This is a genomic window from Pseudomonas sp. G5001, assembly GCF_013385475.1.
Lineage (GTDB): Bacteria > Pseudomonadota > Gammaproteobacteria > Pseudomonadales > Pseudomonadaceae > Aquipseudomonas.
In genome coordinates this window covers 125,098-148,049 of sequence record NZ_JACAPZ010000007.1, presented here as the reverse complement: position 1 = coordinate 148,049, position 22,952 = coordinate 125,098, and the positions used below count along the sequence as shown (strand labels likewise).

The following is a 22,952-nucleotide window of genomic DNA, read 5'->3' as shown; positions in this document are numbered from 1 at the left end:
CGACATGCCGCGAACGCTCATAAGAAAGAACCCCAGCAACTTCAAGACACTGCCGCTGCATGTCGAAGCAACCCCCGAAGGCTTGAGCTACCAGAGCGTCGGCATGCCGCTCAACTTCGCCCAGACCCTGCAACGGCGCAAGCCGGTGGAGGTGAAAGACACCGAGCGTTTCGTGCTGGAGCTGGCCAACCTTGGGGTCTCGGTGCGCCTGACGCTGCACTGGCAGAACCGCGATTACTGGGTGCTGGTGCGCCAGCGCCGACAAGACCGTGGCGACGTCGTGCTCAAGCTGATCTCCGGCTATGTGCCGGCCCACGAACTGAACCTGCCACTGCACACCGCCATCCAGGAAATCGCCGAGGAATGCCTGCTGGAAACCCCGGAAGGCTGGCTGGGCGGTCGTTTCAATGACACCTGGCTGCCGGCGCCCTACTCGTCGGCCCTGCACTACCGCGAAGCGTTGCCGTTCCGTCTCTCACCGCTGTCCGGGGCCGCGCGCCCGGTGCGCTGCGCCACCATGCAATTGATTGAACGGCCACGCGCCTACGTGCACCTGCCCACGGCTTCGCTGCAGTTGATTTATGACTTGCGCCTGGAAGTGCCCAAGGAGGCGAAGTCCCTGAGCCTGTTTCATGTGGACGAGCGCCTGGAGGGCGACCAATTGGTGGCCCGCCTGGACCGCCAGCGCCCGGACCTGTACCTGATGCCGCTGAAGGACGGGCAGCCGTGTGCGGAGCTGTATACCTTGAAGAAGGATCAGCTGTATCCGGCGAGTACGCGAGGGTTGTATCTGGCTGAAAGCTTTGCCCAGCAGGAAGGTTGGATCGTGCGGGATGAGCGGATCCGCTGGAAGGACTGGCTGCGCCAGCAAGGGCTGAGTGCACCGGAGAAAGAATCGAAATTGAAGCGCTTGACGGGTAAGGCGCGGCAGATCTTGCGCAAGATCGTGCCGAAGAAAAAAGCCAACCGGTAACCGGACGTCAGGTCGCGGCAGTCAAATGTGGGAGCGGGCTTGCTCGCGAAGGCGGTGTATCAGTCACTGCATCTGCCAGCTGACCCACCGCTTTCGCGAGCAAGCCCGCTCCCACACGAACCCGCTCCCACCATCAGTTATTGCGGATCTTCTCGACAATCGCCGTGGTCGAGCTGTTTTCCACCAGCCCCAGCACTTTGACCTTGCCACCGTAGGCACTGACGATATCGGCACCCACCACCTGGTCGACGGAATAATCACCGCCCTTGACCAGCACGTCCGGCTTGACCTGGGCCAGCAGGTTTTCCGGGGTCGCCTCGGCAAAGCTGATCACCCAGTCCACCGCACCCAAACCTGCCAGCACCGCCATGCGACGGTCGACACTGTTGATCGGCCGGCCTGGCCCCTTGAGGCGGCTGACCGACGCATCATCGTTGACTGCCACGATCAAGCGATCGCCCTGGGCCCGCGCCTGCTCCAGGTAGGTCACGTGACCGGCGTGGAGGATGTCGAAGCAACCGTTGGTGAAGACAATGCTCTCGTTATGGGCACGGGCATCGTCAATCGCCAGCAACAGTTGCTCAAGGCTCAACACGCCGCGCTCCGAGCCTTCGGATCGCTGGATGGCGCGGCGCAGCTCAGGTGCACTGATGGCCGCCGTACCGAGCTTGCCGACCACGATACCTGCTGCCAGGTTGGCCAGGGCCACCGCATGGGGAAGTTCCTCGCCCGCCGCAATTGCCGCAGCCAGGGTGGAAATCACGGTGTCACCGGCACCGGTCACGTCGAACACTTCACGGGCCCGCGCCGGCAGGTGCATGGCCGGGTGATCAGGACGCAGCAAGGTCATGCCGTGTTCGCCACGGGTCACCAGCAAGGCACCCAGGTCGAGGTCGGCCATGAGTTGGGCGCCCTTGGTCACCAGCTCGTGCTCATCGACACAACCGCCGACGATGGTTTCAAATTCGCTGAGGTTCGGCGTGATCAAGCTGGCGCCCCGATAAATCGAGAAGTCCTTGCCCTTGGGATCTGCCAGCACCGGAATGCCCCGGGCCTTGGCGGCCTGGATCAGTACCTGATGGTTTTTCAAGGCGCCTTTCCCGTAGTCGGACAGCACCAGCACCTTGATGCCTTCGAGCATCTCGTCGACCTGGGCGCTGAGCACCAGGGCGTCGGTGGCGAAGGGTTCTTCAAAATCGATACGCAGCAATTGCTGGTGCCGACTCATGACCCGCAGCTTGACGATGGTCGGCTGGTGGGGAATGCGCTGGAACAGCGCACGCACACCCGCACCCTTCAGGCTGTTGGCCAGGCTGTCGGCAGCCTCGTCGTCGCCGGTCACACCCACGAGGGATGCCGGGGCGCCGAGGGCGGCAATATTGAGGGCAACGTTGGCAGCGCCACCTGGACGGTCTTCGATTTGCTCGACCTTGACTACCGGTACCGGTGCCTCAGGGGAAATCCGTGAGGTACCGCCATGCCAGTAACGGTCGAGCATGACATCGCCGACCACCAAGACAGGGGCTTGATCGAATCGCGGCATGGACAACTTCATGGAGCAACCCACATACAAAATGAACAGGGGCGCGATATTACCACAGGGTTGTCAAAGGCTTGTGCAATGTAGGAGCCGGCTTGCCGGCGATGCGGCCACCGCGGTTTTTCAGTGCAACCGCGGTGGCCATCGCCGACAAGCCGGCTCCTGCAGATCAGGTGATGTCGGCCGGGATCGGCGCGTCCAGGCCCATGGCATGCAGTCGGGCGTAGTAACCGTTTTGCGCCAGCAATTCGCCGTGGGTACCGCGCTCGACTATCCGGCCATCGTCCATCACCAGGATCAGGTCGGCTTTCTCGATGGTCGACAGGCGGTGAGCGATCACCAGGGTCGTGCGGCCTTGCATGACCTTGTCCAGGGCGGCCTGGATATGGCGCTCCGATTCGGTGTCCAGCGCCGAGGTGGCCTCGTCGAGGATCAGCAATGGCGCGTTCTTGAGCAAGGCCCGGGCGATTGCCAGGCGCTGGCGCTGGCCGCCGGACAGCAGCACGCCGTTTTCGCCGACCTGGGTGTCGAAGCCCTTGGGCAACTGGTCGATGAAGTCCTTGGCATAGGCATCGGCCGCTGCCGCCTCGACATCGGCCCGCGGTGCGCCGGCCAGGTCACCGTAGGCGATGTTGTTGGTCACCGTGTCGCTGAACAGGGTCACGTGCTGGGTCACCTGGGCGATGTGCCGACGCAGGTTGAGCAGGCGATAGTCTTCGATTTCCACGCCGTCGAGCAGGATCTCACCGCTCTCATGGTGGTAGAAGCGCGGGATCAGGCTGGCCAGTGTCGACTTGCCGCTACCCGAACGCCCCACCAGGGCAACCATCTGCCCGGGCTCTGCGGTAAAAGTGATGTCCTTGAGCACATGACGCTCGGTGCCCGGGTAGGTGAAGTTCAGGTTGCGCACTTCCAGGCGGCCGCTGACCTTGTCGCGCTCGATGGTGCCGCGATCGATTTCCACGTCTTCGTCCAACTGCTCGAAAATACTTTCGGCACCGGCCACGCCTTTCTGGATGGTCGAGCTGACTTCGGACAGCTGGCGGATTGGCTTGGGCAACAGGCCGGCCAACGTGATGTAGGCGACCATGTCACCCGCCGACGCATCACCGCGAAGGTACAGGACCAGGAACATCAACACTGCCATGGCGCTGTAGATCACCAGTTGCAGCGCCGGCGTATAGATCGCGCCGGTGCGGGTCATGCGCAGTTGCTTGTTGGTGTTGCTCAGGCTCGCCTTGAGGAAGCGCTTCTGCTCATACACCTCACCGCCGAAGCTGCGCACCACGCGGTAGCCCTGGATGGTTTCCGAGGCAACGTGGGTGACGTCCCCCATCGCAACCTGGATCTTCTTGCTCTGCTTGCGGAATTTCTTGCTTGCGGTGCTGACCATCACGGCAATCAACGGCAGGATGGCGATCATCACCAGGGTCAGCCGCCAGTTCATGAACAGCAGCGAGGCGAACAGGAAGATCACCGTCATGCCTTCGCGAATCACCACCTTGATGGCATCGGTCGCAGCACCGGTGACCATGGTCACGTTGAAGGTGATGCGGGAGATCAGGTGCCCGGAGTTGTGATTGTCGAAATAGCGGTTCGGCAGGGTCAGCAGGTTGTTGAACAACTGCACCCGCAGGTCGTGGACCAGGCCCAGGGAAACCTTGGCCAGCAGGTAGTTGCCCAGGAACGAACCGAGGCCCTGCCACGCGGCGATCAGGATGATCAGCAACGGCACGGCCTGCAGCAGTTGCAGGTCACGCAGGAAAGGCACCGTGGGGAACAACACCGCTTCAGGGTTGGACAGGCCATCGACAAAGTACTTGAGGATGTAGCCCAGCATCGGCTGGGTCGAAGCGAAAATCAGAAAGCCGACGATACTCAACGCGAACAAGCCGGCATAGGGCTTAACGTAGCTGAGCAGGCGGAAGTATATTTTCAAGCTCGAAGGGCTTGCGCTCGGACTGGAGTCGGTCATATCACGCGGCGGTTTTGAAAAAGGAGGCTGACTTTAGCACAGCTTCTCTGTTGTACTTGCACGCGGCACAACCGCAGCCCCGTTGGATCCAACGGACGACATTATATAGCCACTACTTTAGTATGGTCGGCTTTCTTTATTCTGGAACGGCTTTTCTGTATGCACTCCAAGCGCCTTACCTATGGCTCAAATCGCGTTTTCGACTTCCTCTGTTTGTGGATTCTGCCCATCGGCTTGTTGTTGCTCCTGAGTTCGCTGTTCTTCGTCACCAATCGAAACGTGCTGCACAGGTTCTACTACCTGCTGTTCGCAGCGCCGACACTGTTGCTGCTGTGCCTGCGCCCGACGGAATTCAAGCAGGTATTGCGCGAGCCGCTGGCGATTGCCTTCCTGGTTTTCTCGGGCTGGGCGCTCACCAGCCTGCTCTGGAGCCCTGAGGCCACGACAGACTCCGACCTGTTCAAGCGGCCACCGAATACCTTCACGTTGTTTGTCGGCTTAGGACTGTTGCTGCATTACCGCAGCGAACTGTTCAAGCCGATCTTCTTCTGTGCCGCGCTGATTGCGCTGATATCGAGCGCCTGCAGCCTGGTGGCTTTTGCTCCCCACCTCTCGGATGGCTCGCGAATGATCGGCGGGCGTGGCGCTCTTGATAATCCGCTGTTGAGCTCTCACGTATTCGGTTTCTTCTGCATTTACTGGCTGTACGTATGCATGACCACCAAGCGTGCGCACGTACTCTGGTTCAGCGTTCCGGCACTGGCAATCATGGGCGCTGCAGTGATGGCCACCGGCTCGAGAACGCCGCTGGTTGCCCTGCTCCTTGCCGTGCTCTGGCTAAGTTTCATCACTCGCAATCGGCGCTCGGCCCTGCTGATCGCCTGTATGGCGCTGGGGGCCGCGGCGCTGCTGCTGCTCTATCCCGAACTGATCACCAATCGTGGCAGCTCGTCCCGCTTCGAACTCTGGAGCATGTCGCTTGAGCGTATTGCCGAACACCCCTGGATCGGCCACAGCTACGACTCAGAGTTGTACCTGACACTCGCCGACGGCAATCAACTGCGCGAACCCCACAGCTTTGCCCTCGGCGTGCTCTATTACGTCGGCATCATCGGCTTCATCCCGTGGATATTCATGCTCGGCTGGGGCCTGTACAAAAGCCTCAAGGAACGTGCGCAGCCATTGTTCATCCTGGCCTCCTCCCTGCTGGCCTATGGCATCGGTGCCGGCCTGACCGAAGGCGGCGGCATTCTCTCGCGACCAAAAGAGCACTGGTTCCTGCTGTGGATCCCGCTGGCACTGATCGCCGGCCTGAGCATCGCCCAGCGTCGCCGCAGCCTGCTGCGCATGCCGGTTCAACGCCTGAAATCGCAAGACTTCGAACAGCTGTGCGCCAACGCCCACGTGATCGAAGCCGATGGCCTGGGGCCCAAGGTCCTGCGCCTGGAGGATGGCAGCTTCCTCAAGCTGTTCCGTCCTCGTCGCTGGTACACCTCAGGCAGCTTCAATCCCTATTCAGAGCGCTTTGCCAGCAACAGCGAGCAACTGCGTGCATTGGGGATTCCATCACCGGTCATCCTCAATCTCTATCAGTTAAAGGATGCGAGCAGCGCCGTACGTTATCAGCCGCTGCCCGGCCTGACCCTGCGCCAGGCCCTGCAAAGCCTGGACAGCAGCCTGCGGGAATCGCTGATCGAACGTTTCGGCCGGTTCATGGCCCAGCTCCACGAGCGCGGCGTGTACTTCCGCTCCCTGCACCTGGGCAACGTACTTTTGATGGATGATGGCGAGTTCGGCCTGATTGACGTGGCAGACATGCGCATCTACCCATCGCCGCTGCGTAACGCCCTGCGCCAGCGCAACCTGCGGCACATGCAGCGTTATCCCCAGGACCGCAACTGGTTGTTCGAAACCCACTTTGAACAACTCGCCGCTGGCTACGCTTCGGCAGCATCGCCAAGCGCCACGGCGAAGATCCGTGACCAGGTGTCCAGGCTCAATCGTCCGGTTGCGCAGGTAGCGAACCCGGCCAAGTGATGGTTTGAAGCGCCGGGGTTGCAGGCCCCGGGCCATTGCGGTGAACGCAATGGCCCGGCCGAAGCCCTATGAGCTGCGCTGCGGCGCCAGGTACAGCCGCACCAACCCACGCAAGGTCTTGCGACCCCAGAACTTCAACGGAATCTGCTTGAGGATCTCCCGCGCCAGTGGGCGGTCACGGTCGGCGGTCTTGAGGAACATCGAGTTCAGGAAGTTGTAGCGAACCTGATCGTAGGCTGGATGATCGCTGAACAACCCGTAGGTCTTGAGGATGTTCTGGATCATGTAGCGGTGATTCTTGTAGGTGTTGGTCGCGTGCTGGCGATAGCGCGCCATCACCACGTTCAACACGTCGATGGTGTACCCGGCGTGGGTGATCTTCAATTCGATCAGCAAGTCTTCCAGCGGAATCAGCGGATCGAACCCTCCGACCTCTTCCAGCGCCTGCCGACGGATCATCAGCGTCGGTGCCGGCGGAAAGGGCTTGCGATCGAGGAACAGGTCATCGAAATCCAGGCTGCGAAACGGCAAGTCGCGGCGCTGCTTCTTCTCCGGGTATGGCTTGCCGTCCCCATCAATCAACTCGATATTGCCGGCGCAAATGCCCACCTTCGGCTTGCCTTCCATGTAGGCAACCTGGGTGGCGATGCGCTCGGGCAGCATGATGTCATCGGAGCCGAATGGCGCGATCAGGCTGCCTTTGGCGCGAGCGATGGCACCGTTCAGGGTATTGGTCAGGCCCTGGTTCTGCTGCACCTGGAAATCAAACCCGTGTTCGGCCTGCAAGCGCTGGATGCGCTCCACGCTGTCATCCCTGGAGCCATCGTCTACCACCAGCAACTCGATGTTGGGGTAGGTCTGGCCGAGCACACTGAGAATGCTCTGCTCGATGTACGGCCCGTGGTTGTAGGAGGCGATGATCACAGTGACCAGGGGTTGCTGCAGACTCATGCTTTACCTACTTCACGCAGACCGGTTTCGATCAGGTTCAAATACTTGTGCCGGAACTCGTCCAGGGTGTGGTTTTCTTCCAGGTAGCGGAACACTTGCTCACCCTTGGCACGCAGCTCTTCGTCGCTCAGCGCCAGGTAAGTGTCCAGTGCTGCCGCCAACTGCTCGACATTGCCCGGATCATGGGAGAGGCCGCCGGCACCTTGCACCAACGGCAGCATCGCCGGGCCATTGGAGGCGATGACCGGCAGATGGCCGCTCATGCCTTCCAGCAGCGCCAGGCCCAGGCCTTCGAACAACGACGGCATGGTCCAGATGTCGAAACCGCGCACATACTTCATGCCATCTTCGCGAAAGCCCAGCAGGTGCGCACGGCCGGTCAGGCCCAGGCGCTCGATATCGGCGCGCAGGTCAGCTTCGGCGCGGCCGGAGCCGATGATCCCCACCTGGGCCTCAGGGTATTTGTCCTTGAGGGTGGCGAACGCTTGCAACAAATGGGTGTGGCCCTTGATCGGCACCAGGCGGCCCAGGGCGCCAATCATCCGTGCATCCAGCGGCAGGCCCAGGGCCTCGCGCGCTTCATCCCGTGGCAACTGCAAGGCTTCGGCCTGGGGGATGTCGATGGCATTGGTGACAAAGGTGGTGTTTTCGCGGGTGAACCCGCAGTTGAGGTCCACCAGGTAATCCCTGACCGCTGCCGACACCCCGACGAATCGCCACGCCGGGCTGACCCACTTCTGCGTCTGGCGCCGGCGGTAGCCCCGGGCGTACTCGCCAAAACCGTGGGAAATGCCGATGCACAGGGGGATCTTCAACCAGCGGTTGAGCGACAGCATCATGTTCACCGACTTGAAGCGGTTACAGATGACCACGTCGAATTTCTGCTCGCGGCAATATTTGTAGATCTGCCACATCGCGCCGAAACGAATGCCCTTGAGGGACTTTTCCGGCAACTCGAAATAATGGGAGTGCTCAGCCACGCTCAGGGGCTGGCCGGGCAGCGGGCGGCCGCTGAGGAACCCGGATGTGACCTCGAAACGTTCAGCCGGCAAGGCCTTGACGATCTGCTCGCCGAGGTCGGCGAAGTCGTGGGTCTTGACGTTGTAGTCCGGCTGTAACTGCAAAACCTTGAAACGAGGTTTCATAACTCTCCATGCTGCAATCTGGCTGCGGGCGCGCAGCCCGGCGAAAAGGGGCGGCAGGCGCTGCAAGCCTGCCTTCAATAAGGTCTCAATCCTGCTTCAACACCCAGAGCAACTCATGACGGCGCACCGCCTTGCGGAAGAACTCATTCTCTCCGTAAGGCGATGGACTACGGCCCGCCAATAATTGCTGCAACCACCTGCGCACGCGGCGCTTGAACGGCGCCCGCGGCTGCAAGTCGTGCATCATGCCCAGGGCCATGGCCTTGTCCTGCTGCTGGCTGAGCGTCAGCGGCAAACTGCAAGGCACCAGTTCACGAGAGGCATCAAAACGCGGCGGCAAGGCCACGCCAGCGCCCGAATCACCCATGGGCCAACGATCGTTATCATGCAGGTGGTTGGCGTAGCCGAGCAACGTGCCCGGTTGCCACTCCAGGCCTTGCAAGGCTTCGAGAATCGCGGCGTGGGCGCAGATGTGATCCGGGTGCGGATCCAGCAACGGCGTCGGCAACACGATCACCTGCGGGCGCGCCTTGAGCAGCAATGCCCGCAGGTCGGCAATCAGGTTATTCCAGGTCGGGGCGCCGTCCACATCCCCGGGCAAGGCCAGGGCATTGAACTGGCGAAACAGCCGCGTATCGTCCAACTGGGCTTCCCGGGAAGCCTGGGGCTGATCCGGTGCGGCCTGCATCGCTGCAAGCTGCATGCAGAAGTACCCCAACTGCACGCACTGCGCTTCGGGAACGCCCGCCCAACGCGGCACGGTGACGCTGTCCCAGGCACGCAGGCGGCCTTTGAGTCGTGCGGCATCGGCCTTGGGCATGCCCATCTGCTGATAGTGATCGGCTTCGATTTCGCCCGCCGTCAGGGTGACGATCCAGCTCTCGTCGGCTTGGCTGTACAGGCTGAAAGCGGCCAATTCGGCATCGTCGGCATGGGGCGCGATGACCATCACCCGTTGGCGACGGTAGTCCGGCTGGCGGAACAACCAGAGCTTCGGCTGCCCCTTGATCCGGCAGAAGCGCCCGCGCAAGCGCAGCTTACCGCCGGCGAGTGCTTCGCCCATGCCCGTCAGGTTGAGGTAACGCCGGCCTGAAAGACCACGCTCGAAGACTTGCCGGTCGGGTGCATCCAGGCCCGACACGTCCACCGCTGGATCGAGAAAACGCCCGAGCCAAGAGCTTTTGAGTTCAATCCCGACGATCAGGGTTTCATCGCCCACCAGAGGCGTGTCCAACAGCAGGCGCCCGGCTTCAAGACGCAGGCCCGCGCACTCGCTCCCCTCAGGAAACGCGTACTCATAATCGTCTTTCGGCGAGTAGAACAGATGATCGGCAAACCAGGCCTCATGTGCGGCCCACAGCACCACGGCCAGCACCAGTGGCAACCACCAGGCCACCAGCACACCGACAGCCACCAATAGCAACAGGCCCACCAACAGCGCAATACGCTTGTTGCGCCGGTGCTGCTTGAGCAATTGCTGTTTGCGACTCATACGCTGAACACCGGCACCGGGTTGCACCAGCGCTCCTTGTATTCACGGTCGGAACGCCCGAAGGAGAAACGCAGCGGCTTGTCGCTCGCCCGCGCTTGCTCCCAGGCACTTTGGGTATTGAGGAAACTCAGCACGCTGCCGGGGCTGAACGCATTGGTTTCAGGGTCGACACCGCCGTTGACGTATTCGGCGCTGACCCACTGCGGCGCCTGCACCTGATACACCAGTTGCACGGCAATCGCAGCGTCATTGAGAAACAGCACCGAGCCGAACAGGAATTCCTTGAGCAACTCCAGCACCTCGGCCAAGCGCTCGGCACCCGCCGCCGGGAAACCCCAGCGCCGCTGGAACAGGTCGCAGTAAATCGCCGCCAGTTCGCGGCTGGAAAACTCGCCGACCGCCCTTACCACGCCGCCCGCCTCTTCCAGCAAACGCAGTTCGCGGCGCTGGTTGTAGCGAAACTTCTTCGACAGCTCTTCCGGTGTGCGCGCCATGGCCAACTGCTCGGCCTGGGGCCTGAGGGTGCTCACGCGCCCTTCATTCAATGCAGAGAGATAACGCGCGCGATGGCGCAACGGCACCTGCGCATCGGCGGCAATCGGCAGGATGATCTCGGCGTTACCCAGATCAAACAGGCCTTTTTTGCCTTTGCGCTTGAGCACGTCCTTGGACAGGGCCAGGTCGCGCCCCCAGGTAGCAATTGCGCCCTTCAGCTCACCGTCCTGCTCCCAGCCCAGGTAGCGCACCGGAATCTGCGCCAGGTGCGCCAGCCGCTCGACGATCTGCGGATGAGTCGCCACGCTGCCGCCAAAACGCTGCCAGGCCTGGGCGTAAACCTCGGCCTCGACAGGCGTCCAGCCACGTTCACGCCAGCCCTGGAAGCGGTTCAGCATTTAGACCACGGCGTCATAAGGGTCCACGCCGTCCTTGACCACGAGGATGTCTTCCATGATCAGGTACTGCAGGTCGGAACCGAAGAACATGTTCAGCGCGTCGGTCGGCGAGCAGATCATCGCTTCGCCACGACGGTTGAGCGAGGTGTTCAGCGACACACCATTGCCGGTCAGTACTTCCAGTTCTTTCATCATGTCGTAGTAGCGCGGGTTGTATTCGCGCTTGAGCACCTGGGCACGGGAGGTACCATCTTCATGGACCACTTCCGGCACGCGGGTTTTCCACTCTTCCGACACTTCAAAAGTGAAGGTCATGAACGGCGCCGGGTGATCGACCTTGATCATCTGTGGCGCAACGGTGTCGAGCATCGACGGGCAGAAAGGCCTCCAGCGCTCGCGGAACTTGATCTGGTGGTTGATCCGGTCAGCCACGCCGGTGGCGCTTGGGCAACCGATGATCGAACGACCGCCCAGGGCACGCGGGCCAAACTCCATGCGGCCCTGGAACCAGGCCACCGGGTTGCCGTCGACCATGATCCTGGCGATGCGCTTGGGCATGTTTTCAATCTTGCGCCAGACCGGCTTGCTCTCGTGCTTGGCGCACGCCGCGATCACGTCTTCGTTGCTGTAGGACGGGCCGAGATAGACGTGTTCCATCTTCTCAACCGGTACGCCACGGGCGTGAGACACGTAGGCGGCTGCACCCACCGCAGTACCGGCATCGCCGGACGCCGGCTGCACGAACAGCTCCTTGACGTCGTCGCGGGCAATGATCTTCTGGTTCAGCTTGACGTTCAGCGCACAGCCGCCGGCAAACGCCAGCTTGCCGGTGTCTTTGAGGATGTCGCCCAGGTAATGGTCGATCATCTGCAACGCCAGCTTCTCGAACAGCGCCTGCATGCTGGCCGCGTAGTGGATGTACGGCTCGTCGGCGATATCGCCTTCGCGCTTCGGACCCAGCCACTCGATCAGTTTTGGCGAGAAGTAGAAACCCTTGCCCTTCTCTTTGTAGCGGCGCAGGCCGATGACGTTGGCGTAGTCGGTGTTGATCACCAGCTCGCCGTTTTCAAAGGAGGCCAGGCGCGAGAAATCGTACTTGCTGGCATCGCCATACGGCGCCATGCCCATGACCTTGAACTCACCGTCGAGCATCTCGAAACCGAGGAACTCGGTGATCGCGCCATACAGGCCGCCGAGGGAGTCCGGATCGTAGAATTCCTTGATCTTGTGGATCTTGCCGTTTTCGCCGTAGCCGAAGAAGGTGGTGGCGTACTCGCCCTTGCCGTCGATCCCGAGGATCGCGGTCTTCTCCTGGAAGCCCGAGCAGTGGTAGGCACTGGACGCGTGAGCCAGATGGTGTTCAACCGGTTCGATCTTGATTTTCTTCGGATCGAAGCCCAGTTGCTCCAGGCACCAGACGATCTTGTTGCGATAGCGCTTGTAGCGACGGTTGCCCATCAGGATCGCGTCGAGGGCGCGGTCCGGGGCGTACCAGTAACGCTTGGCATAGTGCCAGCGGGCCTCGCCGAACAGGCTGATGGGGGCGAACGGAATCGCCACCACATCAACGTCGGAAGGCTTGATACCGGCTTGTTCCAGGCAGAACTTCGCCGACTCGTAGGGCATGCGGTTCTTTGCATGTTTGTCGCGCACGAAGCGCTCTTCTTCGGCGGCAGCGATCAGCTTGCCGTCGATGTACAAGGCTGCGGAAGGATCATGGCTAAGGGCGCCGGACAGGCCAAGAATCGTCAATGCCACAGGGGTCTAGCCTCTTTTAGTCTGCATGCAGGCGCGTCACGCCTGAAAAAAGTGTGCTCCCCGCCTGGGCGAGAAACAGCTAAAGGGCGGGATTATAGCGTAAACACGGCGCGGGATGATCTAGGGATTGTGGCGACCGGTTGTCACTGCAGGCCTAGCGGAAAATCTCGATGCTGCCGTCCCTGTTCTGGCGGTAGACCGTGTAGGGCAGCACAAGGGTGTCGAGCAAGCCGGAGGCCACGAGCTCGGCGGCGAAGATCGGCAGGGAGCCGGAGGCATCGCGCGTGTGCTCTTTGGTGGTGTCGGGCGCGCCGTTCAAGGTGCAGAAACCGTAGATCACCCCACTGTAGATACGCGGCACGTTTTCACAATAACTGCGCGATTCCTTGAGGTTCTGGCTGGCAACGGCGTCCGGGCGAAACACCGTGTTGATGGTGCCGCAACCGGTGGTGGATACCAGTACAGCGGCGAGAAGGACTCTGGTTGCAAGACTCACGGACAACTCCATTTGGCATAAGTGTGGGCATTCATCCCTGCCCCATACAACCTTGCCGGATCCGTTTATGAACCCGGGCGCCAATAGATACTGATGTTGCCATCGGTACCTTGCTTGTAGACCGTATAGGGCAGGACCACTGTATCAACAATGCCCGAGACCGTTATATCCAATAGAACGAATGGCATCAGCACGCCAGTGAGGTCCGGCGCGGCGTGCAGCAGGCAGAAATCAAAGGCAACCCCGCTGTAGATACGGGGAATCGACTGGCAGTAGGTTTTTTGCTTCCTGAGTTCACGTGCCGCCGCCGCGTCTTCACGCAACAGCGTATTGGCCGTTCCGCAGCCGCTCAACACAAGGATTCCAATGCTTAGCGCAGCAATCATTTTTAGCGTCATGGCAAGCCCTCTGAATGGCCAGCAACGCTAACATCGGCCCTGTTGGTGACCCAGACCCCACGCACCGCCGCGCCATGTAAGAAGATTCCGAAATGGCAAAAGCTGGCTGAATCGTTAAACTCGCGCACTTTTGTGCGCCATGGATGCTGGTTTACTCATGAAAGTTGTTGTACCCACTCGATTTGCGATGCTGCTTCCCGGACTGCTTGGCCTGTACAGCAGCGCCCAGGCCGATGAAGCGCCACTGGTCCTGGACCCCAGCGTGGTCACCGGTTCGCGCAGTGCCAGCCCGTCGTTTGACCTGCCGTATTCGGTGGACAGCATCAGCCGTGAGCAAATCAGCGATGGCCAACTGGGCATCAATGCTTCAGAGGCACTGTCCCGCGTGCCCGGCCTGGTGGTTCAAAATCGCCAGAACTACGCCCAGGACTTGCAGATTTCCTCCCGTGGCTTCGGTGCCCGCTCGGCATTTGGTGTGCGCGGTATCAAGCTGATCGCCGACGGCATACCCGCCAGCACCCCGGACGGTCAGGGCCAGGCGGCGACGTTCAACCTCGACACCGCCGAGCGCATCGAAGTCCTGCGCGGCCCGGCCGCCACGCTGTATGGCAGCAATGCCGGCGGCGTGATCCAAATGTTCTCCCGCAACGGCGAAGGCCCGCCGCGCATCGGTGCCGAGACGCTGGTGGGCAGTGACGGCCTGAGCAAGAACCACCTCACCGCCGAAGGCGCGGCAGACGGCGCAGGCTTCGTGCTGGACGCCTCGCGCATGGACACCGACGGTTATCGCGACCACAGCAGCGCCCGCCGCGACCAGACCTTTGCCAAGCTCAATTTCGAGCCCGATGAAGACAGCAAACTGGCGCTGATCTACAGCAGCCTGGAACAGAACGGCACGCAGGATCCGCTGGGGCAGGCGTGGGATGCGTACAAGGCCGACCCGCGCTCAGTCAGCAGCGCCGCCGAGCTATACAACACCCGCAAAAGCATCGACCACCAGCAACTGGGGATGAATTACGAGCGGTATTTCGGTGATGCCACACTGCAGGTGAATGCCTATACCGGGCGGCGGAGCGTGATTCAGTACCTGTCGATTCCCAAGGGAACGCCCGCCAACGAACGCGGCGGCGGCGTGGTGCAGTTCGACCGCAAGTTCTACGGCGGCTCCGTGCGCTGGATGCAACCGGTCGACAGCGTGCCGGGCGAGCTGATGATCATCACCGGCCTGGATTTCGACCAGAGCGAAGACAGCCGCCACGGCTACCAGAACTACAGCGGCAGCACCCTTGGCGTAAAAGGCCAGTTGCGCCGGGATGAAATCGACACCGCCCGCAGCCTCGACCCCTACATCCAGGCCAACTGGGCCATCAATCGCTGGACCCTGCAAGCCGGGGTACGCCACAGCACCATGGAACTGGATGTCGACGACCAGTTCCTGAGCAACGGCGACTCCAGCGGCAACAAGACCTATCAGAAGAACACACCGTCCGTGAGCGTGATGTACGCCTTCACGCCCGACCTGCACGGCTACGTCAGTGCCGGCAAGGGGTTCGAGACGCCAACCCAGGCGGAACTGGCGTACGCGCCGGGCAACATCGAAGGGTTCAACTTCGGCCTGAAGCCGTCGGAAAGCACGCAGTATGAAGTGGGCGTGAAGGCACAGTTGAACGACACCCGGGTCAACGCCGCTGTCTTCCAGATCACCACCGAGGACGAGCTGGTGGTGGACCAATCGATCGGCGGCCGCACCAGCTACCAGAACGCCGGCCGCACCCTGCGCCGCGGCTTCGAGCTGGGCATCGAAAGCCAGCTCAGCGAGCAGTGGAGCACCAACATCGCCTACACCCGCCTGCAAGCCACCTACGACAGCGACTTCATCGGCGGCGGCAAACCGGTGGACAAAGGCAACTACCTCCCCGGTGTGCCACAAACCACACTATTCGCAGAGCTCAACTGGAAACCCCGGGACTGGGTCAGCACCGCCGTGGAAGGCATGTACCGCAGCAAGGTCTACGTCGAAGACACCAACCAGCAACACGCGGCACCGGGCTACAGCGTATTCAACTGGCGCGCGCGGTTTGAGCAGAAGGTGGAGCACTGGACCTTTCACCAGACCTTGCGCCTGGATAACTTGCTGGATCGCCAGTACGTAGGGTCGGTCATCGTCGGAGACGGCAACGGCCGCTATTACGAAGCAGCGCCGGGACGCTCCTGGTACGCCGGCGCAGGCGCCGAGTACACATTTTAGAAACTGACCATTGAACTTGTGGCGAGGGAGCTTGCTCCCGTTGGGCCGCGCAGCGGCCCTAAACCCCTAGCCCACTGCCTTTGGCAACCGCTGATCAATCACCCGATACAACGCACTGCTCTCAGGCCAGTTACGCATAAACCTTGCCCGATCCCTGGCATATGCCGGAGCGAAGCTGCTCAAGGACGTGTGCTGACACATCGAATCCAGGTCGATCAGCGCCCAGCGATCCGTGTGCCAGAACAGGTTATGCCCCTTGAAATCCCCATGGCTGATGCGCTCGCGGATCAACTCTGCGAACAAATTATCTAGGGCCTGCAATTCGGCCTCGGGTGCCTCGCCACTCTCAACATACGGCGCGAACCGCTCGATGATGTCCGGCCCCGGCAGGTACTCGGTCACCAGATACGCGCGGCTGCGCAGCCACAGCAAGCGCTTTTCCAGCAACGCCAGCGGCTTGGGCGTGGCGATGCCGAGGAACGCCAGGCGATTGCCTTCGCGCCACGAATGCCAGGCCCGGCTCGGGCGCCAGAAGCGCTTGAGCCAATGGGCAAAACTCTTGATGTTGTAGCGCTTGATCACGAGTGGTCGACCGGCCACCTCGACCTTGGCGACACTGGCCGCCCCGCCGGTTTTATACAGGTGGCCCTGGTCGAGCAGCGCATCGGCCTGCGCCAGCACCGGCAGCATCGCCGCTTCTTCCTCACGACGAGTCGCGCGCAGGGCGAACGGCCCGCGCACGACGCTGAACAGCGTGCACTCCCGGCCAACCTTGCTCAGGAAGTCCTTCAAGCGCCAGACGCTGACCTTGCGTACCTGCTTCTGCAACGCTTCGAGCGGCAACGCGTGTTCGCCATTGCTCAGCAGGTAATACACCAGCAACTCTTCGGTAAACGGCTCGAGGTTTTTCGGCAACTGCGCGAAAAACACCCCAAGGTTTTCCAGCACCCGGTTACGCGACAGCGGTTTGCCCACTTCTTCGACACAGATCCCGGCGCCGTCGATCAAATATAGTTTGCCGTCCTGACGCAGCAGGTTGTCCAGGTGCAGGTCTTCCTGCCACAGGCCCTTGGCGTGCATCTGCGCAATCGCACCCAGCGCTTCGGCGAGCACCGCTTGCTGCTGGTCAGCCAGCGGCGGCAGGTGTTCAACAGCCTGCCAAGCATCAGCCAGGCTGTCGGCGCCTTCAAGAAACTCGAACAGCAGCCAACCGCCCTCACCCTCTTGCAGACCATCGGCCAGCAACAGCGGTGTGGTCAGGCCTTGTTCGGCCAACAACCGCACGCCCTTGAGTTCACGCTGAAAATGCCGCGCCGCCTTGCTGCCCACCAACAATTTGGCCAGCACCGGGCGCCCGCGCCACACAGCTGCGCCGACATAACGCTGGCCCGGCAATACCCGCAGCAGGCTCAGCAGTTGCAACTGCCCAGGCCCGGCAGCGTCTGCCAGTTCGATGCTCAGGGGCAGGCTTGGCGTGCGGCCGGCATTTTTCAGTTCGGACAAACGCATCAGCGGTTCTCCTTGTGACTGCGCCGGGCCGCCAGGCGCTGGTGCCAGGTGGCAACCAATGCGCTGTCCTGCGGCTGGTCCAGGTAGGCCGCCAACAGCTGGCGAACCTGATCGTCCGACCATTGCGGCGCACGGCGCAACAGCGGTTCCAGGTCCTTGACCCGGTCACGCCAGCCGAACAGCAGCGGGCGGGTTTTCTCCAGGTCGATCAACTGTGCCGCATACCCGTCGCCGGTGGCTTGCAGGAAAATATGCTTGGGATAAAAACAGCCATGCACCTGGCCCACGCTGTGCAACTGACGAGCAAGCTGACCGCAGGCCAGCAGGATTGCCCGCTGCTGCACGTCGCTCAACTCAGACCATTGCTCCAGCAATGAATCCAGGTCATTCCAACCATCCAGCGCCCGGGTCAGCAACATCGCCCGATGCTCTCCGGCCACTTTGCGCTCACCGAAAAACGCCGCCTGCAATGCCGGAATACCCAATTGCCGATAGCGGCTGATATTACGAAATTCGCGAGCAAAACTCGGCTCGCCAAACGGGCGGTGCAAGGTGCGCGTCAGGTAGTTGCTCTGGCGCTTGAGGTAGTAGCCCTGGCCTTCGAGTTCGAGGCGAAACACGCTGCTCCAGCCGCCGCGGCTGGTATTGGGCTCGTCCACCGCGTCCAGTTGCTTGGCCCACAGCGCGTCGAAAGTGCCGAGGCCGTTGCGCTCAAGCAATGCTCGATCTTCGGCCGCCAGGAAATCACTCATTCTCGCCCCTCGAAAAACTTCACCACGTGGCGAATTCGCTGTTTGTCCGCCGCGCTCAAGTGTTTGCGCTGACGGTATTGCATGTAGAAGCGCAGGCGCTGGGTAGCCGACAAGTGATACTTGGCGACTTTGTCCAGGCAGGCCAGGTCCTTGGTAATGCGGTACTTGAGCCAGAACCCGCGCCAGAAATCGCCATTGGGGCAATCAATCAGGTACAGGGTTTGCTGGTCGTCCACCAACAAGTTGCGCCACTTCAAATCGTTGTGGGTAAACCGGTGGTCGTGCATGGTCCGCGTGTATTCAGCGAGCTGGCGACTGATCTTGTTGACCCACACCGGGTCTGACAGTTGCGGGTCATTGCGCTCGGCCAATGCCGACAAGTCTTCAGTCTTCGGCAGCTCGCGCGTGATCATCGCCCCGCGGTGATACGCCAGGCCTTTACGCTCCAGACCCCAGGCGATCACATCGGCGGTGGGTATGCCCCACTTGGCGAAGCGCTTGAGGTTCTGCCATTCGGACTTGACTCGTGGCTTGCCCAGATAGCGGCGCAACCCCTTGCCTGCACCGACGTAGCGCTTGACGTAATAGTTGACCCCGCCGCGCTCCACGCGAATCACTTCGGACAACGGATCGCGGGTCAGCCGCTCGCCTTGCAGGGCGAACACGGCTTCCAGGCTACCAAAGTCATCCGCCAGGGCGGCGTAAGCGGGTTCCAGGTTCCAACCCGCCATCAGAGCGCATCCCCGTATCGTTGCTTGCGTGCGTAAAGCTTGGCGGCCATGCGTTCCAGCGCCGACAGCAGCGCGCTTTGCTCGCCCAGGATCTGGCGCAAAGGCTGCTGGAAGTAGGCCTTGAGAAACCGCAGTTTGTCGCGCCGGGTCAAACCGATCTCCAGGGCGGAGTAGTAAAGCCCCGCCAGATCCTTGTCACGCCAGCGCCGGGGAATCTTCGAACGCACCTGGGCACGGTGCAGGTCGATCACCGAGAGCTTGATGTTGTGCACGGTAACCGGTTGGTCGGTGTGCAACAGGAAGTGGCACAGGTAGCAATCACGGTGGTTCACGCCACCCCGGTGCATCGTGCTCAGGGTGCGCGCAAGCTCAAGGGTCAAGGCATGCCGAATCGCCGGCACGGGCGGCTGTTTGACCCAGTCCATGGTCAGGTCTTCAAGGCTGACGATAGGCGCCAGCTCTTCAGTGACGATGAACGAGTGCTGGTCGGCCGGGTTGCTGCCCTTTTCACCAAAGGCCACGCCGGTCATGGTGGGCACGCCGAGTTCATGCAGGCGCTGGATCGCGTCCCACTCCTGGCCCGCGCCCAAGACAGGCAACTTGGCCGTGATCAGGTTCTTGAGGATTTCACCCCAGCCAATTCCCCGGTGGATCTTTACAAAATAATGGCGGCCTTCCACTTCCGTACGCAGGGTACGGCGCGCGGCCAGCTCACGAAACACCTGGCCGTCCAGCTTCTCGACTTCGGCGAACGCATCGCGTCCGGCCCACAGGGTCTTGAACGGTTCGGCAAGAATCAACTTCATCGGTTTGGCTCCGCCAGAATCAGGTCCGCAGCGTACTGCGGCATGCTATAGAGGTCGGCCGTCTCAGCGAAGGCCAGACCATTGCGGCTCCACGCCGCGCGCGCTTGTGGATCGTCGAGCATATCCACCAGGTACTGGTTGAGCTGGGCCTGCTCGAACGGTTCGTCCAACACCCGCCCACTCTGGGCCTTGTCGATGTAAAACGCGTAGCCGCAGACCTTGCTCACCAGCACCGGGAGGCCGGCGACCACCGCTTCGATCAGCACCATGCCGGCCGCCTCGTTGTACGCGGGGTGGATCAACAGGTCAGCGCCCAGCAGAAAGCGCGGGATATCGCTGCGGCCCTTGAAGAACTGCACCTGGTCGCCCAGGCCCAGCGCAGCACTCTGCAATTGGAATACTTTGGGGTCGTCCTGGCCGATTACAAATAGCCGGGTGCGTTTCTTCAGGCTCGACGGCAGCGCGGCCACGGCCTTGAGGCTGCGATCGACGCCCTTGGTCTTGAAGCCCGAGCCAATCTGCACCAGCAGCAAATCATCGTCGGCCAGGCCGAATTCGCGACGAAACTCGGCGCGGATCTCGGCAGCATTGGGCGGCGCGCGGCGGTCGCGGGCGATGCCCGGCGGCAACAAATGAAAACGCTCGGCCTGGGTCCCGTAATACTGGGTGAACAGCTGCTGCTGGTGTTCGGACAGCACCATGATCTGCGTCTTGGCGTCTTTGTCGAACACTGCACGCTCGTATTCGGCAAAGTGCTTGTACCGGCCGAACCAGCGATACATCGGGTTGCGCAGGTTCTGCGCCTTGTCTTCGAACACGCCGTCGGCGGCGAAGTACAGGTCCAGCCCCGGCATCTTGTTGAAGCCCACCACGCGGTCCACCGGGCGCTTGGCCAGGTCGGCCTGGATCCAGGCGTAGAGCTTTTCATTGCGCCGATGGTTGACCAGCGCCTTGACCGGCGCCACCAGTACTTCAAAGCCCGGCGGCACGTCACCCTCCCAGATCAGCGTATAGACGCGAATCTGATGCCCGCGCTGCTGGCACTCCAGGGCAATACGCATGAAGTCGCGCTGCAGGCCACCAAAGGGGAAATATTTGTAGAGGACAAAAGCCAGTTGCATCAGTGTTCCTCAGCCAGTAACAACGTGCTTAAACGAGTTGCGACACGCTCAGGGTTCAGGCGAGTGAAGCACAGGGGCCACTCGCGCTTGAGATCGAACCGACGCTGGTCTTCGGCAGTCGGTTGATAAGTGCATTTCTTTTGCAGGCATGGCGCACACGGGAAGTCGCTGGCCAGGTGAATCTGCGCCTTGCCATAAGCCCCGGTCAGGCCAGGATTGGTAGGGCCGAACAAGGAAATCGTTGGCACATCCAGCGCTGCGGCCAAGTGGCCAAGGCCGGTGTCGACCGCGACACACGCCTTCGCACCCGCCAGCACCCGGGCCACGCCCGCGAGGTTCAGCTTGGGCAGCACTTCGGCGTTTTTCAGGCCCTGGGCCAGGCGTTCAGCCCGGGCTTTTTCGGCGGCATTGCCCCACGGCAACTTCACGTCCACGCCAAAGCGGTCCATGCGTTCGGCCAGGTCGCGCCAGTAGGCTTCCGGCCAGTGCTTGGTGTCCCAGGTGGTGCCGTGCAGCAGCAGTACAAACGGTTTTTTCGGCGGCAGGCCCAGCAGCTTGTCGACACTGAGGCCGTAGTCGCCCAGGCCTTTTGGCAGGTCATAACCGAGGGCGACGGCAAACAGCTGGCGCAAGCGCTCCACCGCGTGCTGCCCACGGGCCACGGCCAGGCGCCGGGAATAGAAGTGCGCCGCCAATGGCTCGCGAGCCGACTGTTTGTCGAAACCGGCCACCGGGGCACGTACGTAGCGGGTCAGCCAGGCACTTTTCAGCAGGCCCTGGGCGTCGATCACCAGGTCATATTTGGTCGACTGCACGCTCTTCTTGAAGCGCCGCCATTCGCCACTCTTGAAGGTCTGCCAGAGGTTCTTGCGCCAGCGGCGGATCGCCACCGGGATCACCTTGTCCACCGCCGGGTGCCAGGTGGGAATCTCGGCGAAGCCTTCTTCCACCACCCAGTCAAACCGGATGCCCGGGATCGCCCGCGCCGCGTCGGTCAACGCCGGCAAGGCATGAATCACATCGCCCAGGGATGAGGTCTTGATTACCAGAACCCGCAACTTAACGAACCTCGACCACAGTGCCCTGCAACCGCTGCAACGCGTCGCTGACAGGTTGCGGCAGCAACTGGCGCAGGCAGTTGTAGTGGCCGAAGCGGCAGGTCCGATCAAAACACGGGCTGCAATCCAGGCCCAGGCGCACCACTTCGACCTTGTCGGCCAGCGGCGGGGTAAACCCGGGAGACGTCGAGCCATACACTGCCACCAGCGGGCGGTTCAGCGCCGCGGCCACGTGCATCAGGCCGGAGTCGTTGGACACCACCGAGTCGGCACAGGACAGCAAGTCGATAGCCTCGGCCAGGGACGTGTCGCCGCTCAGGTTGACCGCCTCTTCGCGCAGCCCCGGGATCAGGCGCTGGCGAATATCCTCGCCCACCGAATGATCGTTTTTCGAGCCGAACAACCAGACCTGCCAGCCCTCGCGAATCTTCATCTCCGCAACCTTGGCGTAATGCTCCGAAGGCCAGCGCTTGGACTCGCCAAACTCGGCGCCAGGGCACAGCGCCAGCACCGGACGGTCCAGCTCCAGGCCGAACTTGGCCAGGGCGGCGTCTCGGGTGACCGGGTCGATTTGCAGGCTCGGGCGCGGATAAGGCGTCGGCAACTCGGCTCCCGGCGCGTAGGCCAGGACCATGAAGCGCTCGATCATCAGCGGGTAACGGGCCTTGTCGAGCTTGCGCACATCGTTGAGCAGGCCATAGCGAAATTCGCCACGCCAGCCGGTGCGTTTGGCAATACCGGCGAAGAACGGCACCAGTGCCGACTTCATCGAGTTGGGCAACAGGATCGCCTGATCGTACTGGCCGGCCAGGGACTTGCCGATGCGTCGACGGGTCGCCAGCTCCAGCGCGCCGTGGCCGAGCGGGAAGCTCAAGGCCTGACGCACCTCGGGCATGCGCTCAAGGATCGGCCGGCTCCACTCGGGGGCGAGCACGTCGATTTGGCAGTCGGGATGACGTTGCTTGAGGCACTGGAACAGTGTCTGCGCCATCACCATGTCACCGACCCAACTGGGCCCAACGATCAGAATATTCATGTAGTTTCCACAAACGATACGGGGAGGCTCATG

At 61.8% G+C, this 22,952-nt stretch carries 19 protein-coding genes; 3 read left to right on the top strand and 16 right to left on the bottom strand.

Features of this window, described 5'->3' with window-relative positions; translation table 11 throughout:
• Positions 1-4: 4 nt before the first annotated feature.
• On the top strand, positions 5-973 hold the full coding sequence (locus HX805_RS06575; protein ID WP_008439131.1) for a hypothetical protein: 969 nt from the start codon (positions 5-7) through the stop codon (positions 971-973).
• A 133-nt stretch (positions 974-1,106) separates the two neighbouring features.
• Here the strand turns inward: HX805_RS06575 and hldE are convergent, their stop codons facing one another.
• Both hldE and msbA read right to left on the bottom strand, forming a co-directional pair.
• Positions 1,107-2,528, bottom strand: a complete 1,422-nt coding sequence (gene hldE, locus HX805_RS06570; RefSeq protein WP_003209486.1) for a bifunctional D-glycero-beta-D-manno-heptose-7-phosphate kinase/D-glycero-beta-D-manno-heptose 1-phosphate adenylyltransferase HldE — start codon at positions 2,526-2,528, stop codon at positions 1,107-1,109.
• A gap of 154 nt (positions 2,529-2,682) precedes the next feature.
• Positions 2,683-4,488 (bottom strand): lipid A export permease/ATP-binding protein MsbA, encoded by a 1,806-nt coding sequence (gene msbA, locus HX805_RS06565; RefSeq protein WP_003209481.1) that lies wholly within the window; start codon positions 4,486-4,488, stop codon positions 2,683-2,685.
• A 159-nt stretch (positions 4,489-4,647) separates the two neighbouring features.
• On the opposite strand from msbA, the gene HX805_RS06560 reads away from it, so the two are divergent.
• On the top strand, positions 4,648-6,525 hold the full coding sequence (locus HX805_RS06560; RefSeq protein WP_008439137.1) for an O-antigen ligase family protein: 1,878 nt from the start codon (positions 4,648-4,650) through the stop codon (positions 6,523-6,525).
• 66 nt (positions 6,526-6,591) lie between these two features.
• Here HX805_RS06560 and HX805_RS06555 read toward each other — a convergent pair whose 3' ends face one another.
• From HX805_RS06555 to HX805_RS06525, 7 genes are all read right to left on the bottom strand, one after another.
• A complete protein-coding gene (locus HX805_RS06555) occupies positions 6,592-7,476 on the bottom strand; it encodes a glycosyltransferase (protein ID WP_102604281.1) in 885 nt (294 codons plus the stop codon).
• A complete protein-coding gene (locus HX805_RS06550) occupies positions 7,473-8,621 on the bottom strand; it encodes a glycosyltransferase family 4 protein (RefSeq protein ID WP_134325632.1) in 1,149 nt (382 codons plus the stop codon). Before HX805_RS06550 ends, HX805_RS06555 begins: the two co-directional genes overlap by 4 nt.
• Positions 8,622-8,706: 85 nt before the next feature.
• A complete protein-coding gene (locus HX805_RS06545) occupies positions 8,707-10,113 on the bottom strand; it encodes a PIG-L deacetylase family protein (RefSeq protein WP_177116712.1) in 1,407 nt (468 codons plus the stop codon).
• A complete protein-coding gene (locus HX805_RS06540; RefSeq protein ID WP_177080399.1) occupies positions 10,110-11,006 on the bottom strand; it encodes a GNAT family N-acetyltransferase in 897 nt (298 codons plus the stop codon). Before HX805_RS06540 ends, HX805_RS06545 begins: the two co-directional genes overlap by 4 nt.
• The gene (locus HX805_RS06535) at positions 11,007-12,764 is read right to left on the bottom strand and encodes a carbamoyltransferase (RefSeq protein ID WP_008439143.1); all 1,758 of its coding nucleotides are present in this window, start codon (positions 12,762-12,764) and stop codon (positions 11,007-11,009) included.
• 154 nt (positions 12,765-12,918) lie between these two features.
• Positions 12,919-13,272 carry a YceK/YidQ family lipoprotein gene (locus tag HX805_RS06530; protein ID WP_008439144.1) on the bottom strand — a complete coding sequence of 118 codons (354 nt, stop codon included), beginning with the start codon at positions 13,270-13,272 and terminating at the stop codon, positions 12,919-12,921.
• 53 nt (positions 13,273-13,325) lie between these two features.
• Positions 13,326-13,658, bottom strand: a complete 333-nt coding sequence (locus tag HX805_RS06525; RefSeq protein ID WP_177116711.1) for a YceK/YidQ family lipoprotein — start codon at positions 13,656-13,658, stop codon at positions 13,326-13,328.
• Between the two features lie 157 nt (positions 13,659-13,815).
• Between HX805_RS06525 and HX805_RS06520 the strand changes: the two genes are divergently transcribed.
• Positions 13,816-15,906 (top strand): TonB-dependent receptor, encoded by a 2,091-nt coding sequence (locus HX805_RS06520; RefSeq protein WP_177116710.1) that lies wholly within the window; start codon positions 13,816-13,818, stop codon positions 15,904-15,906.
• A gap of 66 nt (positions 15,907-15,972) precedes the next feature.
• Here the strand turns inward: HX805_RS06520 and HX805_RS06515 are convergent, their stop codons facing one another.
• From HX805_RS06515 to waaF, 7 genes are read right to left on the bottom strand one after another with little or no spacing between them, the layout of a single operon-like run.
• Positions 15,973-17,415: a lipopolysaccharide kinase InaA family protein gene (locus tag HX805_RS06515; RefSeq protein ID WP_177116709.1), complete on the bottom strand. Its 1,443-nt coding sequence runs from the start codon at positions 17,413-17,415 to the stop codon at positions 15,973-15,975.
• The gene (locus HX805_RS06510; protein ID WP_008439156.1) at positions 17,415-18,167 is read right to left on the bottom strand and encodes a lipopolysaccharide kinase InaA family protein; all 753 of its coding nucleotides are present in this window, start codon (positions 18,165-18,167) and stop codon (positions 17,415-17,417) included. Before HX805_RS06510 ends, HX805_RS06515 begins: the two co-directional genes overlap by 1 nt.
• A complete protein-coding gene (locus tag HX805_RS06505) occupies positions 18,164-18,898 on the bottom strand; it encodes a lipopolysaccharide kinase InaA family protein (protein ID WP_003209451.1) in 735 nt (244 codons plus the stop codon). The genes HX805_RS06510 and HX805_RS06505 overlap by 4 nt, the downstream gene beginning before the upstream one ends.
• Positions 18,898-19,704 (bottom strand): lipopolysaccharide core heptose(I) kinase RfaP, encoded by an 807-nt coding sequence (gene rfaP, locus HX805_RS06500; protein WP_177080402.1) that lies wholly within the window; start codon positions 19,702-19,704, stop codon positions 18,898-18,900. The genes HX805_RS06505 and rfaP overlap by 1 nt, the downstream gene beginning before the upstream one ends.
• Positions 19,701-20,825, bottom strand: coding sequence for a glycosyltransferase family 4 protein (locus tag HX805_RS06495; protein WP_003209448.1), 1,125 nt, complete (start codon positions 20,823-20,825; stop codon positions 19,701-19,703). Before HX805_RS06495 ends, rfaP begins: the two co-directional genes overlap by 4 nt.
• A complete protein-coding gene (gene waaC / locus HX805_RS06490; protein ID WP_177080403.1) occupies positions 20,825-21,883 on the bottom strand; it encodes a lipopolysaccharide heptosyltransferase I in 1,059 nt (352 codons plus the stop codon). The genes HX805_RS06495 and waaC overlap by 1 nt, the downstream gene beginning before the upstream one ends.
• 1 nt (position 21,884) lies before the next feature.
• Positions 21,885-22,919, bottom strand: a complete 1,035-nt coding sequence (gene waaF, locus HX805_RS06485) for a lipopolysaccharide heptosyltransferase II (RefSeq protein WP_177080404.1) — start codon at positions 22,917-22,919, stop codon at positions 21,885-21,887.
• Positions 22,920-22,952 lie beyond the last annotated feature (33 nt).